Origin of the sequence: Bacillus sp. NEAU-242-2 (genome assembly GCF_027853835.1) — a bacterium.
GTDB lineage: Bacteria > Bacillota > Bacilli > Bacillales > Bacillaceae > Bacillus > Bacillus velezensis.
In genome coordinates this window covers 945,833-961,711 of the sequence record NZ_JAPNNY010000001.1, presented here as the reverse complement: position 1 = coordinate 961,711, position 15,879 = coordinate 945,833, and the positions used below count along the sequence as shown (strand labels likewise).

Sequence of the window (15,879 nt, the reverse complement as noted above, 5' to 3'; positions counted from 1 at the left end):
CCACTCCGTTTATAAATAGGATTGCTACAGGGTATTCATAGGCGGGCGGAAGGTGCAAAGAAGGATGCGTAAAATCGGGACATCAAAAAAGCCGGAGAATCTCCGGCGGTTTTCAGTCTATTGCGTAATAAGCGGTTACATAAGACGGACGGGAAAAAATAGACGTCGTGTCGATACCGGCAGATGTTCCGCGTTTTTTATGAGCTTCCTGATAAGAGTTTGACTGCTGCCAATCCTGAAAGGCTTTTTCCTCTTCCCACAGGGTCAAAATGACATACGTATCGCCTTCGAGCGGTCTTAATACGCGGATGGCTTTAAAACCGGGTTCATTTTCCACTTTGCCGGCGCGGTTTTTAAACCGGTTTTCAAACAGCGGACGGCCTTCCTGGGTAACGGCGATGTTGTTGAGGACGGCGTAGCCCGGATTTTTGATTTCCCCGACGCTGTCGATGCTTTCATAGGAATGGGGCGCCTGAAAAACGGTTTCTCCATTTGTTTCATGAATTAAAACCGCATTATCCTCCCCTTGCATCAGCACCATATTCTCACTCGGGTGTTTCTTGGCAATCGTCTTTAAAAAATCGGCTGTCCCGTATGTAATATAAACCTTCATATCAGCCACCTCCTGCTTGCTAGTATATCAAAAGAGTGGTATAAGTTTCTATTGGCGACTCATTCTGACATAATTCGAAACAATATTTCCCATACTACAAGTTAAGAAAGGCGAGGTGACTTATGCTGAAAAAGAAAAAAAGATTCTTTATTCCGGCTGTAATTGCGGCGGCAACCGCTTTTCTCGCGTTAATCGGATACATTATCATTATATTTCTCGGCCATTATGTCATCGATGAAAAGAAATTAATACTGCATGCATCTTCAAAAATCGTCGATCAAAACGGTGATGAAATCGCGAGCCTCTATACGGAAAATCGCGAGCCGGTATCCATTCAGCAGGTTCCGGAAGATGTGAGAGATGCCTTTATCGCCGTTGAAGATAAACGGTTTTACGAACATCACGGCATTGATGTGAAGTCTGTCGGCCGGGCGGTGTTCCGGGACGTTTTAGCAGGCGGCAAGGTGGAGGGCGGAAGCACGATCACCCAGCAGCTGGCGAAAAACATTTTTCTGACTCATGATAAAACATTTTTGCGCAAGACGAAGGAAGTCATTATCGCCATCAATCTTGAGCGTGATTACAGCAAGGACAAGCTGCTTGAAATGTACCTGAACCAGCTTTATTTCGGCCATGGCGTTTACGGCATTCAAGCCGCGTCCCACTACTACTTTAATAAAGAAGTAAAAGATTTAACCGTTGCAGAAGGAGCCGTTCTGGCAGCGATTCCGAAGGCGCCATCTCTTTATTCGCCGATTCAGCATCCGGATAAAAATAAAGAACGCCGCGATACGATTCTTGCAATGATGAACGATCAAGGCTATATCAGCGCCAAGGAAGCCGTCAGAGCCCAGGGCCGGACATTGGGGCTTAATGTCAAGAAAACATCAGAAACGCCTTGGTTTGACAGTTATATCGATCTTGTCATCAAGGAGGCGGAAGACCGTTATTCGATGTCAGGAGAACAGCTGCTTCAAGGCGGCTATACGATCCGGACGTCACTTGATTCCAAGCTGCAGAAAACGGCATATACCCTCATGAAGGAAAGCGGCTATTTTCCGGGGACGGATCAGGCGGCAGAGGGAAGCGCCGTCTTTATTGATAATAAAACCGGAGGCGTGCGCGCGGCGGTCGGCGGGCGCGACTATGTGGCAAAAGGATACAACAGGGTTACGGCGAAGCGGCAGCCGGGCTCAACGTTTAAGCCGATTGCCGTATACGGGCCCGCCATGCAGGAAGACAAGTTCAAACCGTATTCGCTTCTCCAAGACAAACTGACGTCCTACGACGGGTATGAACCGAAAAATTATGACGGACAGTACAAGGGGGAAGTGACGATGCAGGATGCGATCACTTACAGCATAAATGCGCCCGCTGTCTGGACATTGAAGCAGATCGGCGTGGATACGGGAAAATCGTATCTTGAGAAAAACGGCATGAACATTTCTGACAACGGACTCGCGATTGCGCTGGGCGGTCTGTCTGAAGGCGTCACTCCGCTTCAGCTTGCCGGAGCTTATCATACCTTTGCGGCAAACGGAATGTATACGAAGCCATTTTTTATAGAGAACATCACGGACGAAGACGGAGAAACGTTATCCGGGCCTAAAAACGGCAAAACGCGCGTCTTCAGCGGACAGACGGCATGGAATATGACGAGAATGCTTCAGCAGGTTGTAAAAGAAGGAACCGCTTCACAAGGCAGCTATCAAGGTGACCTGGCGGGGAAAACCGGCACGACCACATTTACCGGCATCCCCGGCGCGACAAAGGACGCCTGGTTTGCGGGATACACTCCCGGACTGACGGGAGCCGTCTGGATGGGCTATGACAAAACGGATAAAACCCATTACCTGAAAGGCGGCAGCCAATACCCGGTCAGACTCTTTAAAGATATCGTCACAAAAGCGGGTGAAAACGGCCGGACATTCAAAAAGCCTGAAAATGTGAAGGAACTGGGCAGCCCGATTGAGCTGGAGGCGGTAAAATCCCTGTCGGCCCGTTATACATTTAAGGCGATGGGACTGATTACGGTTCAATTAAAATGGGATATTCAAAAGGATGATCGGGTTGTTTACCGAATATATGAGAAGAAAGACGGAAAAGACAAGCTTCTGGATTCGGTGAAAGGAAAAGGCAGCTTTGACATACCGTACGCCAATCTGTTTTCAGGGGCTTCATACAAAGTCGTTCCATATAATTCACAGACGAATCAAGAAGGAGAGGGAACGGAATACGTTCAGCCGAAGCTTTTTTCTTCTTAATCATGAATTCGGCGATTTTTTGAACATTAAGCCTCAATTCTATACCATTCAGAAAAAACAAGGTATAGTGTAATGGGCGAAGAACACGAACGTATGGTTGCAGGAGGAAAGGTGGAAATTCAGATGAGTAAACGAGAAGCGTTTAATGATACGTTTTTAAAAGCGGCACGGGGAGAAAAAACAAATCACGTCCCTGTCTGGTACATGAGACAGGCGGGGAGGTCTCAGCCGGAATACCGCAAGCTGAAAGAAAAATACGGCTTAGTCGAAATTACGCATCAGCCCGAGCTGTGCGCGTATGTGACGAGGCTCCCGGTCGAGCAGTACGGAGTGGACGCTGCCATTTTATATAAAGATATTATGACGCCTCTTCCTTATATCGGAGTGGATGTTGAAATAAAAAACGGAATCGGCCCGGTGATCGATCAGCCGGTGCGCTCTGCTGCGGATATTGAAAAGCTCGGCGAACTGAATCCCGAACAGGATGTTCCTTACGTGCTGGAAACGATCCGATTACTCGTAAACGAACAGCTGAATGTTCCGCTCATCGGTTTTTCGGGAGCGCCTTTTACGCTGGCCAGTTATATGATTGAAGGCGGGCCTTCTAAAAATTACAACAAAACAAAAGCGTTTATGCACAGTATGCCGCAAGCGTGGCAAATGCTGATGGACAAGCTCGCGGACATGATTATCGTTTATGTAAAAGCGCAGATTAATGCCGGCGCAAAAGCCATTCAGATTTTTGATTCATGGGTCGGCGCGCTGAACCGCGAAGATTACCGGCAGTTTATAAAACCGGTGATGGACAGAATATTCCGGGAGCTTTCAGCAGAGCAAGTTCCGCTGATCATGTTCGGCGTAGGCGCAAGCCACCTGGCCGGGGATTGGCATGACCTTCCTCTTGATGTCGTCGGTCTTGATTGGAGACTCGGCATAGATGACGCCAGAAAACAAGGCATTACAAAAACGGTTCAGGGCAATCTTGATCCGTCGCTTCTTCTTGCGCCTTGGGAAGTCATCGAGAAAAAAGCGAAAGCGATACTTGATCAAGGCATGAAAACGGACGGGTTTATTTTCAATTTAGGGCACGGCGTATTCCCTGATGTCAATCCGGCAACGCTGAAAAAGCTGACGGCGTTTGTACATGAATACTCCGCGGCCCAAAAAACGGAACAATCTTCCTGAGCAGATCGTTGGTTATAAGAAGATTTTCCTGTCAAAATCAAGATAGACAGACCATCAAAAGAGGTGTTTAACTAAATGAGCAGCAAAAAGAAAATGGGACTTCTCGTCATGGCTTACGGAACGCCTTACAAAGAAGAAGACATAGAACGTTATTATACACATATCAGACGCGGAAGAAAGCCTGAGCCGCACATGCTTCAAGACTTAAAAGACAGATATGAAGCGATCGGAGGCATTTCGCCGCTGGCAAAAATCACGCAGGAGCAGGCGGAGAAGCTCGCACAGCGTTTAAATGAAATCCAGGACGACGTAACATTCAAAGTGTACATCGGATTAAAACATATTGAACCGTTTATTGAAGACGCGGTGGCGGACATGCATAAAGACGGCATTACAGAAGCTGTCAGCCTTGTGCTCGCCCCTCATTTTTCAACATTCAGCGTCCAGTCATACAACAAACGCGCGAAAGAAGAAGCGGAGAAGCTCGGCGGCTTGACCATCAAGTCTGTTGAAAGCTGGTATGATGAACCGAAATTCGTTGATTATTGGGTCGGCCAGGTGAAGAAAACGTATGAGTCAATGCCGAAAGAAGAACGGGATGACGCGATGCTGATCGTCTCAGCGCACAGCCTTCCTGAAAAAATTAAAGAATACGGCGATCCGTATCCTGACCAGCTGGAGGAATCCGCAAAACTGATTGCCGAAGGCGCCGGAATTACCGATTACGCAGTCGGCTGGCAAAGCGAAGGGAACACCCCTGATCCGTGGCTCGGGCCGGATGTGCAGGATCTCACGCGCGAGCTGTATCAAAAGCATCCTTATAAAGCATTTGTATACGTGCCCGCAGGCTTCGTTGCCGATCATTTAGAGGTGCTTTACGATAATGATTATGAATGCAAAGCTGTGACCGAAGAAGTCGGCGCAAGCTACTATCGTCCGGCCATGCCGAACGCACAGCCTGAATTTATCGACGCGCTTGCAGCGGTCGTGCTGAAAGAGCTGGACAAGTAGAATTAAACGGTAAAGAAGGCGATAAAAATGAGTGGCGATAAAAAACATCTGGTCATCATCGGCGGCGGCATAACGGGATTAGCCGCCGCCTTCTACATGGAAAAAGAAATCAAGGAAAAACAGCTGCCGCTTGAGGTCACCCTTATCGAAGCGGGCCCGAGAGCGGGCGGCAAAATTCAGACGGCGCATAAAGACGGCTACATCATTGAGCGGGGGCCGGATTCTTTTTTGGAAAGGAAAAAAAGCGCGCCGCAGCTCGTTAAGGATTTGGGGCTTGAGCATCTGCTCGTCAACAATGCGACCGGCCAGTCTTACGTGCTCGTCAATGAGACGCTTCATCCGATGCCGAAGGGCGCGGTGATGGGCATTCCGACCAAAATCGCTCCGTTCATCTCCACCGGTTTATTTTCTGTTCCCGGAAAAGCGCGGGCGGCGCTTGACTTTGTCCTGCCTGCGAGCAAACCGAAGGAAGATCAGTCTCTCGGTGAATTTTTCCGCAGACGCGTCGGTGACGAAGTCGTTGAGAATTTAATAGAACCGCTATTATCAGGGATTTATGCCGGAGATATTGATAAGCTGAGCCTCATGTCCACGTTTCCGCAATTCTATCAGACTGAGCAAAAGCACAGAAGCCTGATTCTCGGTATGAAAAAATCACGTCCGCAGCCTTCGGGACAGCAGCTGACGGCCAAAAAGCAGGGCCAGTTTTTAACACTGACGACAGGGCTTCAAACGTTGGTGGAGGAGCTGGAACAGCAGCTTACGCTGACAAAGGTGATGAAAGGAACGAAAGTCACCCATATCGGCCGCGAGGAGAAAGGATATTCCGTGACGCTTGATAACGGCAAAGTGCTCTATGCGGAAGGATGCATAGTGACAGCCCCGCATAAAGCCGCGGCGAAAATGCTTTCTGATCTGCCGGCGGTTTCATGTCTCAAAGACATGCATTCTACGTCCGTTGCCAACGTCGCCTTAGGTTTTCCTGAGGGAGCCGTCAAGATGGAGCATGAAGGTACGGGATTCGTTATCTCAAGAAACAGCGATTTCTCCATCACGGCCTGCACATGGACGAATAAAAAATGGCCGCACGCGGCGCCGGAGGGCAAAACGCTTCTCAGGGCGTACGTCGGAAAGGCCGGAGATGAATCCATCGTAGATCTTTCAGATAACGAGATCATTAAAATCGTAATGGAAGATTTGAAAAAAGTAATGAAAATAAATGGCGAACCGGAAATGACCTGTGTGACCCGCTGGAATGAAAGCATGCCGCAATACCATGTCGGCCATAAGGAGCGCATCAAAGAGTTCAGAGATGCGCTGAAAGCTTCCTATCCGGGCGTATACGCGACGGGCGCGTCTTTCGAAGGGGTGGGCATCCCAGACTGTATTGACCAGGGAAAAGCCGCCGTATATGATTCACTGGCTTATTTATTTGAAACGTACCAGCCTCCGTTATCGTAAAACGGAGGTTTTTTGCATGTTCCCGTTCTGTAAAGGGAACACCAATAAAGAGAAAAAACATTTGAATCTTCTTTGCGACTGTGATAAGTTATCTTATGTACAAAATGACTAAAACGTTCAAACGGTCAATTTAACGAGGTGGGAAACATGTCCGTCGATCGGAAAAAGCTCATTCTGGAAGCGGCAACGAAGTCTTTTACACAATTCGGCTACAAAGCAACGACAATGGATCTGGTGGCAAAGCTTGCAAATGTGGGGAAGGGAACCATCTACACGTTTTTCAAAAACAAAGAAGAACTGTTTGATGATATTTTCACCACTATTTTAAGAGAAATGAAGGAACACGCAGACGAAGCGATGAAACCGGAGCTTTCATTTCACGAAAATGTTCACCGGGCGCTTATCGCGATTTTGGAATTCAGAAAAACACACCAGCTGACTATTAAAATTTTTCAGGAGAACGCTGAGATTGGTACAATAGCCGTTCAGGATGTCATTGCGAAAATGGAGCGGGCCATTCTGTCATACATTAAAGAAAAGATAGAAACAGCCATTGAAAACGGAAGCATTAAACCGTGTGATCCGGAACTGACCGCTTTTGTGATGCTCAAGCTCTACATCGCGCTGATATTTGACTGGGAAAAAAACCATCCGCCTCTTGAAAAAGAGACGATCGCCGAATTGCTGGAAATGTATGTTGGTCAAGGATTATCTAAATAATAGATGATCCTTCACTTTTTAGGTGCCGTGACCGTTTTGTCAAATGAGTCAGTTTGCGGAAGGAGGCAACAGGGTTGAATACAATAAAAAGCCAGTGGAAAGACATTGTAACGAACAAGAAACTGTTAATCCCCATCATTGCCATATTATTCGTTCCGCTGATCTACAGCGGAGTGTTTTTGAAGGCGTACTGGGACCCGTACGGCACGGTGGATCAGCTGCCGGTTGTCGTTGTCAACCAGGATAAAGGGGCGGACTACGAAGGGAAACATCTTCAGATCGGTGACGATCTTGTGAAAGAGTTAAAGAAAAATGATAATTTTGATTGGCATTTTTCAAGCGATCTTGATCAATCGTTAAAGGACTTATTAAATGCTAAATATTATTTATTGGTCGAGATTCCTGAAGATTTTTCTAAAAACGCCAGCACGGTAATGGATAAAAATCCGAAGAAGCTGGATCTGAAATATCATACGAATGCCGGATCAAACTATGTCGGCGCGACAATCGGAGAAAAGGCGATCGACAAGCTGAAAGCCTCCGTGTCGAAAGAAGTGACGGAGCAATACGCAAAAGTCATTTTTGACAATTTTAAAGATATTGCCAAAGGACTCGGCAAAGCCAGCAGCGGCGCCAAGAAAATAGACGACGGCACGAAAAACGCGAAAGACGGCAGCGCCAAGCTGAAGGAAAATTTAGCGAAGCTTACTGAAAGCACCGCCACCATCGGCGATAAAACGCAGCAGCTTGCAGACGGAGCGGCGAAAGTGACAAGCGGAATTCAAACGCTTGACAGCTCTATCGCAAAACTTCAGAGCGCAAGCGCCGAAATTCAAGATAAATCAGGACAGATTGCTTCAGGAGGAGGCCAAGTGGCCAGCGGGCTGAAAACGAGCCTTGACGCACAAAAGCAGCTCCAGCAAAAGCTTCCGGATTTAACGAATGGATTAAGTGCGTTAAACAGCAAGGCGCAGGAAGTGTCGCAAAAAGCGGCGGCATTTGAAGATGCGATCAATTCAGTCAACCTCTCAGATATTGAAAAAGCGGTTGGGGAGCTTGAGCAGACTGAAAAGGAATTGCAGCAGTTTAAGAAAAAGCTTTCTGATCTGAAAAACAGCCTGGATGCCCGGGATGACGCGGTCAAAAAGGTGATTAAGGACAGTGATTTCTTAACGGATGAGCAAAAAGCGAAACTTGTTCAGCTTCTGAATGAGAAGCTTCCGAAGGCCGACCTTCCGGATTTAGACAATATCGTCAGCCAGCTTCCGTCCGGCGGAGATATCCAGCTTCCGGATATGTCAGTCATAAAAAGCGCGCTGGCAGATGTAAAAGCGAAGGCTGATCAGCTGAAAGCACTGCCTCAGTCCACATCGAAACTGTATAACGGCGCGGCGGCGGTACAAGACGCGATTAACCAGCTGACGGCTGGAACTGATAAATTGTACAGCGGAGCGCAGACCGTCTTTGAAAGCCAAAACAAATTAACGGCCGGTATCGGCGAATACAACAGCAAGTTCGGACAGCTTAAATCAGGATCAGAAGCGTTAGTGTCAGGGAGCGGCCAGGTGTCTGGCGGCTTAACGAAACTGCTGGACGCGCAAAACAAAATCCATGACGGCTCGTCCAAAATTGAGCAGGGTCAAGCGTCTCTCGGCACCGGTTTAAGCAAGCTTTTAGACGGCACCGGACAATTGTCCAGCCAGCTGAAAGATGCGGCCGATCAAACAGGGGACATTAAGACAGATGACAAAACGTACAGCATGTTTGCCGATCCGGTAAAAACGGACGATAACGCGATTCATTCCGTGCCTAACTACGGTACCGGACTGACGCCTTATATTCTCTCTATGGGCTTGTATGTCGGCGGATTGATGCTGACGGTCGTATTCCCTCTGAGTGAAGCTTCAGGGCGTCCGAGAAACGGTTTTGAATGGTTCCTCAGCAAATTCAGCGTCATTCTGCTCGTCGGACTGATTCAATCCGTAATTGTCGCCACGGTTCTGTTAAAAGGAATCGGGCTTGATGTGGAAAGCACTTGGAGATTCTATCTCTTTACGATGATTACCAGCATCGCGTTCCTGTCGATGATTCAATTATTGGCGACAACGATGGGAAATCCGGGACGCTTTATCGCTGTCATCATTCTGGTGCTCCAGCTCGGGGCAAGCGGAGGAACCTTCCCGCTTGAACTCCTGCCGGGATTCTATCAAGTGATTCACGGGGCACTGCCGATGACATACAGCATCAACGGGTTCCGTGCCGTCATTTCAAATGGCGATTACGGCTATATGTGGCAGCAGGCATCCATTCTGTTGGGCATCGCCGTTGTCATGATCGCGCTGACCATTGTGTATTTTACGGTGCAAAGCAAAAAAGAACACAAAACGGAAGAAGAAATAACAGCATAAGAAAAAGAGGCGCTGAGCAGATGCTCAGGGCCTCTTTTTTTAGATTTCGATTAAAATCCCCATCTCACCAACAGTCCGGTATACGTCAATCCGCCGCCGAACCCGAACAATACCAGCGTCTGGCCTTCCGACAGTTTTTTTGCTTTCACAGCTTCATCCAAAGCGAGAATAATAGAAACCGATGAAGTGTTGCCGTAATATTCAACGCTTGTCAATGTCCGTTCAAGCGGGAAAGGCAGTTTTTCACAGATGGATTCGATCATCCGCATGTTGGCGCTGTGAGGAACGAACCAATCCAGATCGTCTTTTGAAAAGCCGGCTTTTTCTAAAAGGGCATTGCATTCCTCCGGCACGGTTCTGGCCGCCCATTTATATACTTCGCGCCCGTTTTGCACCATATTTCCTCCGCCTTTAAGCGGCTCGCCGTTTAATTCTGCGCTCAGTCCCGTGCGATACAGCACGTCCGCGCTTCCTCCCGCTGTTCCTTGCACGGCTGCCAAAAATCCCGGCGCTGATTCGTCGCGTTCCACCAATAGGGCGCCTGCAGCGTCTCCGAAAAGAACGCAGGTCGTCCGGTCAGTATAATCCGTTACCTTTGATAATGTTTCACCGGCAATGACAATCACTTTTTGATGGGCACCGGCGGTAATTAATGCGTCTGCGAGCTGAAGGCCGTAAGTGAGTCCGGCGCATGTGGCGTTAATATCAAGCGCTCCCGTGTGCGGCCAGCCGAAGTAAGCCTGAACGCGTGCCGCGGTGCTTGGAAACGCATAGTCCGCCGTCGTTGTGGCGACAAGGATCATATCGACATCATCAAGAGTTCCGCTGTATCGTTCTGCAAGGTTTTTCACCGCTTCCACACACAAATCCGATGTGAATTCATGTTCGCCGGCAATGCGTCTTTCCTTCATACCGGTGCGCTGGACGATCCATTCATCAGATGTATCGACGATGCGCTCCAAATCCGCGTTTGTTAATCGGCGTGCCGGAGCATATGTACCGATTGCTGTAATTTTAGATTTTGACATGAAAAAATCACTCCTTTATATCAGATTATAACACCTGATATTATTACTTGGTACTAATTTTAATAAAAAAACCCAAGCAGCATCCGCTGTTTGGGGAGCATGAGAAATTTATTTGTAAAACGGGCTTGTGTGAACGATTACCAATGACGGCAGCAGCGGCGGCATGAATGATGATGCTTCTTTTTGTCTTTCTTCTTTTTGTCTTTCTTCTTTTTGCAAGGGTCTTCTTTTTTCTTTTTACAGTGATCTTTTTCTTTTTTACAGCACCAGAAGGCTGCACCAGACCAATCATCCTCAAACCAATCCTCAAACCAATCATTATGAAACCTTTTCCGCTTGTGCGGTTTACGGCTGATCATACATTTCCCTCCTATGCTCATGCTCCCTTCATTCTATGAAAAAAGAGCAGGAAAAGATTGGACGGGTTATGGATCAAAAGAGTATATTTTAAGAAGAATAAAATTGATAGGAGGAATGACCTGTGGCAAATATGAAACATACGATGGAACTGATTAAAGAACTGGTGTCGATTCCGAGTCCGACGGGCAATACATACGAGGTTATCGCCTATACAGAAAGTCTTTTAAAAGAATGGGGCGTCTCCTCTTACAGAAACCGCAAAGGCGGTCTTTTTGTCACAATTCCCGGCCGTGATGACAAGAAACACAGATTGCTGACGGCGCATGTCGATACGCTCGGCGCGATGGTAAAGGAAATAAAGGCGGACGGCCGGCTGAAGATTGACTTGATCGGCGGCTTCCGATATCACTCAATTGAAGGGGAATATTGTGAGATTCAAACTTCTTCCGGCAAAACCTATACAGGCACCATCTTAATGCATCAGACTTCAGTGCACGTCTACAAGGACGCCGGTAAGGCAGAGCGGAATCAGGAGAATATGGAAGTCCGCCTTGATGAACCTGTCCGGACGAAGGAAGAGACGTCCGATCTCGGCATCAGGGTCGGCGATTTCATCTCATTTGACCCGCGTGTGCAGATTACGCCGAGCGGCTTTATTAAGTCCCGTCATCTTGATGACAAAGCGAGCGTGGCTCTGCTCTTGAATTTAATCCGCCGCATCACGGAAGAGAAAATCGAACTTCCGTATACGACGCATTTTCTGATTTCTAATAATGAAGAAATCGGCTACGGAGGCAATTCCAACATTCCTCCTGAGACCGTCGAATACTTGGCTGTTGATATGGGAGCGATCGGCGACGGCCAGTCTACGGATGAATATACCGTCTCCATTTGCGTGAAGGATGCGAGCGGCCCGTACCATTATCAGCTCAGAAAGCATCTGGCCGGGCTTGCGGAGCGCTATGGCATTGATTATCAGCTTGATATTTATCCGTATTACGGTTCTGATGCCTCAGCAGCCATCCGTTCGGGCCATGACATCGTCCACGGGCTGATCGGACCGGGAATTGACGCTTCACACGCTTTTGAACGCACGCATGAATTATCGCTTCTTAATACGGCGAAGCTTTTACACAGGTACGTTCTATCGCCGATGGCATAAAAAACCCTGCGCGGAAATCATTCCGTGCAGGGGTTTCATTTTAACCTGAGATGGTTGTGTTTTGTTCTGTTTTGGCGAGGCTCATGACCTTCGCGCCTTTAACGGGATCATATTGGCCTTCCCATTTTGACATCACAACGGATGCCAGCGCGTTTCCGGTCAGATTGACGACCGTACGGGCCATGTCCATAATCCGGTCAACACCGGCGATGAATGCAAGGCCTTCTGCAGGAATGTTGAATGCGCCTAATGTCGCAAGCAGGACGACGAAAGAAGTCCCGGGCACGGCAGCCATTCCTTTGGAAGTGACCATCAAGACAAGCACAAGGGTAATCTGCTGCCAAATGGACAAGTCAATGTGGTATACCTGAGCGAGGAATAAAGCGGCGATAGATTGGTACAGCACAGATCCGTCTAAGTTAAAGGTATATCCGATCGGCACAACAAAGGAAACAATACCTTTCGGACAGCCGATTTTCTCCATTTTTTCCATAACGCGGGGGAGTACGGTTTCGGAGCTTGACGTACTGAACGCCAATAAAATTTCATCCTTCATATAGGCGAGGAATTTGAAAATGTTTACTCCGGCAAGCTTTCCGACGATTCCGAATACAACAATGAGAAAGAAAGCCAAAGCTACATATACTAAACCGACCAGTTTACCGAGTGAAAGCAGGGAACTGAGCCCAAATTTGGAAACGGTAACACCAATCAACGCAAAAACACCAAACGGCGCAACTTTCATGACGAGGTTCACAACATGGAACATCGCATGAGAAACACCTTCAAAGAAGGCCAATACGGGCTTTCCTTTTTCACCGATTGCCGAGATGCCGAGTGCAAACAGCACGGTAAAGCAGATGATGGCAAGCAGATCTCCTTCGGCCAATGATTGGAAGAAGTTTGTCGGTACGATATGCAGGAATGTGTCTGCGATAGATTTGTTATTTTGTTCTTTTTCTGTTTCAACATATTGACTGATATCTGTTTTTTGAGCTTCATGTATATTAACGCCTGTTCCCGGATGAAACAGATTCGCCAAAGCCAGCCCGAGAATAATGGCAAAAGTGGTAATGATCTCAAAATACAAAATCGTTTTGAAGCCTAATTTTCCGACTTGTTTTCCGCTTCCCGCGCCGGCAACGCCGATGATTAAGCTGGAGACGACAATTGGAATCACTATCATTTTGATTAAGCGTAAAAACAAATCGCCGATAGGCTGTAAATATGTTGGAATGGCAGGATTGCCGTACCAGATGACACCGACTACAACCCCTAGTATGAGTCCGACGAAAATTTGCGTCGCTAGTCCAAAGCGTAATTTTTTCATAGATTACCTCCCGAAGAAAAAAGTGCAATAAGTATCTAAAAAGATAGCTATTAGAACAAATTATAATAGAAAAGAAAACAATCCGTCTATAGAAAAATATAGATTGAAAATACTGAATCTTTTAAAACGTACAGATAATTGCTAATAATGGTGAATAACTCCCTATTCAGAAAGTATGATGACGGCCGAAAAAAACGGGCGCCGCACAACTTAGAATTGTGCGGCGCCCTATTGTCACATATCCTTAATTTTCAAGCAGTCATTGCACAAATTAATGTGACACTCATACTGCTCAACAATCTCATTTCCGCATTCTTCGCATTTCTTACCGGGTAAATTTCTGAAAAAATCCGACATCTTTTCCAACATACCCATCCCTCTTTCATTGTTTTGTCTCTACATTGTATTATAACAGTTTTGGAAAATCAACGGCTGTTTTGGCACAATGTTTAAAACATGCAATTTGTACGAAAAATAGGTATATTGGAGGAAAGGATCTTTTTATCATAAACATTCGGAGGGTCATATGAAAGTTACAGTTATTGGATGCTGCGGCGGGTTTCCGGCCGCAAACGAAGCAACTTCAGGCTATCTGTTTCAGTCCGGCGGCTATTCTCTGCTCGTTGATTGCGGAAGCGCCGTATTATCAAAGCTGTTTGCCTATGTTCCGGCAGAAGAGCTTGATGCCGTCATTTTGTCCCATTATCACCATGATCATATCGCTGATATCGGGCCGCTTCAATTTGCCAAACAGGTCGGCTCCTTTCTCGGAAAAGGGACGCATGCACTGCCGATTTACGGGCATGATGCTGATATAGAACAGTTTGAGCGTCTTACATATAAAACGCATACAAAAGGAGTGGCCTATCAGCCGGACCGCCCGCTTTCTGCCGGGCCGTTCACCATTACTTTTCTGAAAACGGTGCATCCGGTCACTTGTTATGCGATGCGGATTACTGACGGTGCAGCTTCTGTTGTGTATACGGCTGATTCAAGCTACCAGGACGCGTTTATCCCGTTTGCGGAAAATGCCGATCTGCTGATCTGCGAGTGCAATTTTTACGCGGACCAGGACGGCACGTCAGCCGGCCATATGAACAGTTTGGAAGCCGGACGTATCGCGGAGGAGGCCGGAGCGGGGGAGCTGATTCTCACACATCTGCCTCATTTCGGCGAGCACCGGAAGCTGAAAGAAGAAGCGGAATCCGTGTTCGGGGGCGAAGTGACAATCGCCGCTTCCGGATTGAAGTGGGAGAAATAAAGGAGGAGCACCATGTTATTTATCGACAACCAAAACATAACCGACCCGAGGATCAACCTCGCGATCGAGGAATATTGCGTGAAGCATCTCGACCCTGAACAGACATACCTGCTGTTTTATGTCAATCAGCCGTCGATTATCATCGGGAAGAACCAAAACACAATAGAAGAAATCAATACGAAATACGTAGAAGATAACGGAATCATCGTCGTCCGCAGGCTGTCAGGAGGCGGTGCGGTTTACCATGACCTCGGGAATCTGAATTTCAGTTTTATCACCAAGGATGACGGCGACAGCTTTCACAATTTTAAAAAATTCACAGAACCCGTTATTCAGGCGCTGCGCCAGCTCGGTGTGGAAGCTGAATTAAGCGGCCGAAACGACATCGTCGCGGACGGCAGAAAAATTTCCGGCAACGCTCAATTTTCGACGAAAGGGCGTATTTTCAGCCACGGAACATTAATGCTGGATTCCGCCATTGATCATGTCGTGTCAGCCTTAAAAGTGAAAAAAGACAAAATCGAATCAAAAGGCATTAAGTCAATCAGAAGCCGTGTCGCCAACATCAGCGAGTTTCTTGATGATAAAATGACGGCGGACGAATTCAAAAAGCATCTGCTTCACCATATTTTTAATACAAATGATCTTTCCGAAGTGCCGGAATATAAACTGACCGATGAAGACTGGAAAGCGATCCGGAAGATTTCCGAAGAGCGCTATCAAAACTGGGACTGGAATTTCGGAAGGTCGCCCGCATTCAACCTTCAGCATTCGAAACGTTATCCGGTCGGATCGATTGATCTGCGTCTTGAAGTGAAAAAAGGAATCATTCAGGACTGCAAAATTTTCGGTGATTTCTTCGGTGCGAAAGATGTGAGTGAAGTCGAACAGGCGCTGAGCGGAAAACAGTATGACAGAACCGCTATCAGGGAGGCGCTGGCCGGAATCGATCTGAAACAGTATTTCGGCAAAATAGAGCTGGAAGATTTCCTCGAGCTGATTTATTAGAACATTTGCCGAACGCATGATTTGAATCAGCACCCGTTTTTGTGAAATGATAGAACCATAATGAATGG

General features: G+C 47.3%; 14 protein-coding genes. 9 read left to right on the top strand and 5 right to left on the bottom strand.

The features are described 5' to 3' along the window. Positions 1-112: 112 nt before the first annotated feature. Positions 113-613: a heme-degrading oxygenase HmoB gene (gene hmoB / locus OWN49_RS04160; protein ID WP_003155224.1), complete on the bottom strand. Its 501-nt coding sequence runs from the start codon at positions 611-613 to the stop codon at positions 113-115. Positions 614-735: 122 nt separating this feature from the next. Here hmoB and OWN49_RS04155 point away from each other — a divergent pair, with 122 nt between their 5' ends. The 6 genes from OWN49_RS04155 (at position 736) to OWN49_RS04130 (ending at position 9,662) form a co-directional block, all read left to right on the top strand. Continuing rightward, positions 736-2,877 (top strand): transglycosylase domain-containing protein, encoded by a 2,142-nt coding sequence (locus tag OWN49_RS04155; RefSeq protein WP_033574485.1) that lies wholly within the window; start codon positions 736-738, stop codon positions 2,875-2,877. 123 nt (positions 2,878-3,000) lie between these two features. Then, the gene (gene hemE, locus OWN49_RS04150; RefSeq protein WP_032875175.1) at positions 3,001-4,062 is read left to right on the top strand and encodes a uroporphyrinogen decarboxylase; all 1,062 of its coding nucleotides are present in this window, start codon (positions 3,001-3,003) and stop codon (positions 4,060-4,062) included. 75 nt (positions 4,063-4,137) lie between these two features. After that, a complete protein-coding gene (gene hemH, locus OWN49_RS04145; protein WP_003155221.1) occupies positions 4,138-5,073 on the top strand; it encodes a ferrochelatase in 936 nt (311 codons plus the stop codon). Between the two features lie 27 nt (positions 5,074-5,100). Then, positions 5,101-6,534, top strand: a complete 1,434-nt coding sequence (gene hemY / locus OWN49_RS04140) for a protoporphyrinogen oxidase (protein ID WP_176283229.1) — start codon at positions 5,101-5,103, stop codon at positions 6,532-6,534. 147 nt (positions 6,535-6,681) lie between these two features. Further along, positions 6,682-7,254, top strand: coding sequence for a TetR/AcrR family transcriptional regulator (locus OWN49_RS04135; protein WP_032874350.1), 573 nt, complete (start codon positions 6,682-6,684; stop codon positions 7,252-7,254). A 74-nt stretch (positions 7,255-7,328) separates the two neighbouring features. Continuing rightward, positions 7,329-9,662, top strand: a complete 2,334-nt coding sequence (locus tag OWN49_RS04130; RefSeq protein WP_033574487.1) for a YhgE/Pip domain-containing protein — start codon at positions 7,329-7,331, stop codon at positions 9,660-9,662. Between the two features lie 50 nt (positions 9,663-9,712). Here the strand turns inward: OWN49_RS04130 and fabHB are convergent, their stop codons facing one another. Further along, a complete protein-coding gene (gene fabHB / locus OWN49_RS04125; RefSeq protein ID WP_077722015.1) occupies positions 9,713-10,690 on the bottom strand; it encodes a beta-ketoacyl-ACP synthase III FabHB in 978 nt (325 codons plus the stop codon). 137 nt (positions 10,691-10,827) lie between these two features. Continuing rightward, positions 10,828-11,049: a hypothetical protein gene (locus tag OWN49_RS19450; RefSeq protein ID WP_003155215.1), complete on the bottom strand. Its 222-nt coding sequence runs from the start codon at positions 11,047-11,049 to the stop codon at positions 10,828-10,830. Between the two features lie 131 nt (positions 11,050-11,180). Here OWN49_RS19450 and OWN49_RS04115 point away from each other — a divergent pair, with 131 nt between their 5' ends. After that, positions 11,181-12,212, top strand: coding sequence for a M42 family metallopeptidase (locus tag OWN49_RS04115; RefSeq protein WP_007409206.1), 1,032 nt, complete (start codon positions 11,181-11,183; stop codon positions 12,210-12,212). A 40-nt stretch (positions 12,213-12,252) separates the two neighbouring features. Here OWN49_RS04115 and OWN49_RS04110 read toward each other — a convergent pair whose 3' ends face one another. Together OWN49_RS04110 and yhfH are read right to left on the bottom strand one after the other, a co-directional pair. Next, positions 12,253-13,542 (bottom strand): cation:dicarboxylate symporter family transporter, encoded by a 1,290-nt coding sequence (locus OWN49_RS04110; protein ID WP_003155211.1) that lies wholly within the window; start codon positions 13,540-13,542, stop codon positions 12,253-12,255. Positions 13,543-13,776: 234 nt separating this feature from the next. Next, positions 13,777-13,899, bottom strand: a complete 123-nt coding sequence (gene yhfH, locus OWN49_RS04105; protein ID WP_370465857.1) for a protein YhfH — start codon at positions 13,897-13,899, stop codon at positions 13,777-13,779. Positions 13,900-14,068: 169 nt separating this feature from the next. Between yhfH and OWN49_RS04100 the strand changes: the two genes are divergently transcribed. Beyond that, on the top strand, positions 14,069-14,803 hold the full coding sequence (locus OWN49_RS04100; protein WP_060562107.1) for an MBL fold metallo-hydrolase: 735 nt from the start codon (positions 14,069-14,071) through the stop codon (positions 14,801-14,803). Between the two features lie 12 nt (positions 14,804-14,815). Next, positions 14,816-15,811, top strand: a complete 996-nt coding sequence (gene lplJ / locus OWN49_RS04095) for a lipoate--protein ligase LplJ (RefSeq protein WP_106080406.1) — start codon at positions 14,816-14,818, stop codon at positions 15,809-15,811. Positions 15,812-15,879 lie beyond the last annotated feature (68 nt).

What these genes read in the sequence shown, in the direction of transcription:
- hmoB (WP_003155224.1), bottom strand. Translation starts at nt 613, where the DNA reads ATGAAGGTTTATATTACATACGGGACAGCCGATTTTTTAAAGACGATT.
- OWN49_RS04155 (WP_033574485.1), top strand. Translation starts at nt 736, where the DNA reads ATGCTGAAAAAGAAAAAAAGATTCTTTATTCCGGCTGTAATTGCGGCG.
- hemE (WP_032875175.1), top strand. Translation starts at nt 3,001, where the DNA reads ATGAGTAAACGAGAAGCGTTTAATGATACGTTTTTAAAAGCGGCACGG.
- hemH (WP_003155221.1), top strand. Translation starts at nt 4,138, where the DNA reads ATGAGCAGCAAAAAGAAAATGGGACTTCTCGTCATGGCTTACGGAACG.
- hemY (WP_176283229.1), top strand. Translation starts at nt 5,101, where the DNA reads ATGAGTGGCGATAAAAAACATCTGGTCATCATCGGCGGCGGCATAACG.
- OWN49_RS04135 (WP_032874350.1), top strand. Translation starts at nt 6,682, where the DNA reads ATGTCCGTCGATCGGAAAAAGCTCATTCTGGAAGCGGCAACGAAGTCT.
- fabHB (WP_077722015.1), bottom strand. Translation starts at nt 10,690, where the DNA reads ATGTCAAAATCTAAAATTACAGCAATCGGTACATATGCTCCGGCACGC.
- OWN49_RS19450 (WP_003155215.1), bottom strand. Translation starts at nt 11,049, where the DNA reads ATGATCAGCCGTAAACCGCACAAGCGGAAAAGGTTTCATAATGATTGG.
- OWN49_RS04115 (WP_007409206.1), top strand. Translation starts at nt 11,181, where the DNA reads ATGAAACATACGATGGAACTGATTAAAGAACTGGTGTCGATTCCGAGT.
- OWN49_RS04110 (WP_003155211.1), bottom strand. Translation starts at nt 13,542, where the DNA reads ATGAAAAAATTACGCTTTGGACTAGCGACGCAAATTTTCGTCGGACTC.
- yhfH (WP_370465857.1), bottom strand. Translation starts at nt 13,899, where the DNA reads ATGTCGGATTTTTTCAGAAATTTACCCGGTAAGAAATGCGAAGAATGC.
- OWN49_RS04100 (WP_060562107.1), top strand. Translation starts at nt 14,069, where the DNA reads ATGAAAGTTACAGTTATTGGATGCTGCGGCGGGTTTCCGGCCGCAAAC.
- lplJ (WP_106080406.1), top strand. Translation starts at nt 14,816, where the DNA reads ATGTTATTTATCGACAACCAAAACATAACCGACCCGAGGATCAACCTC.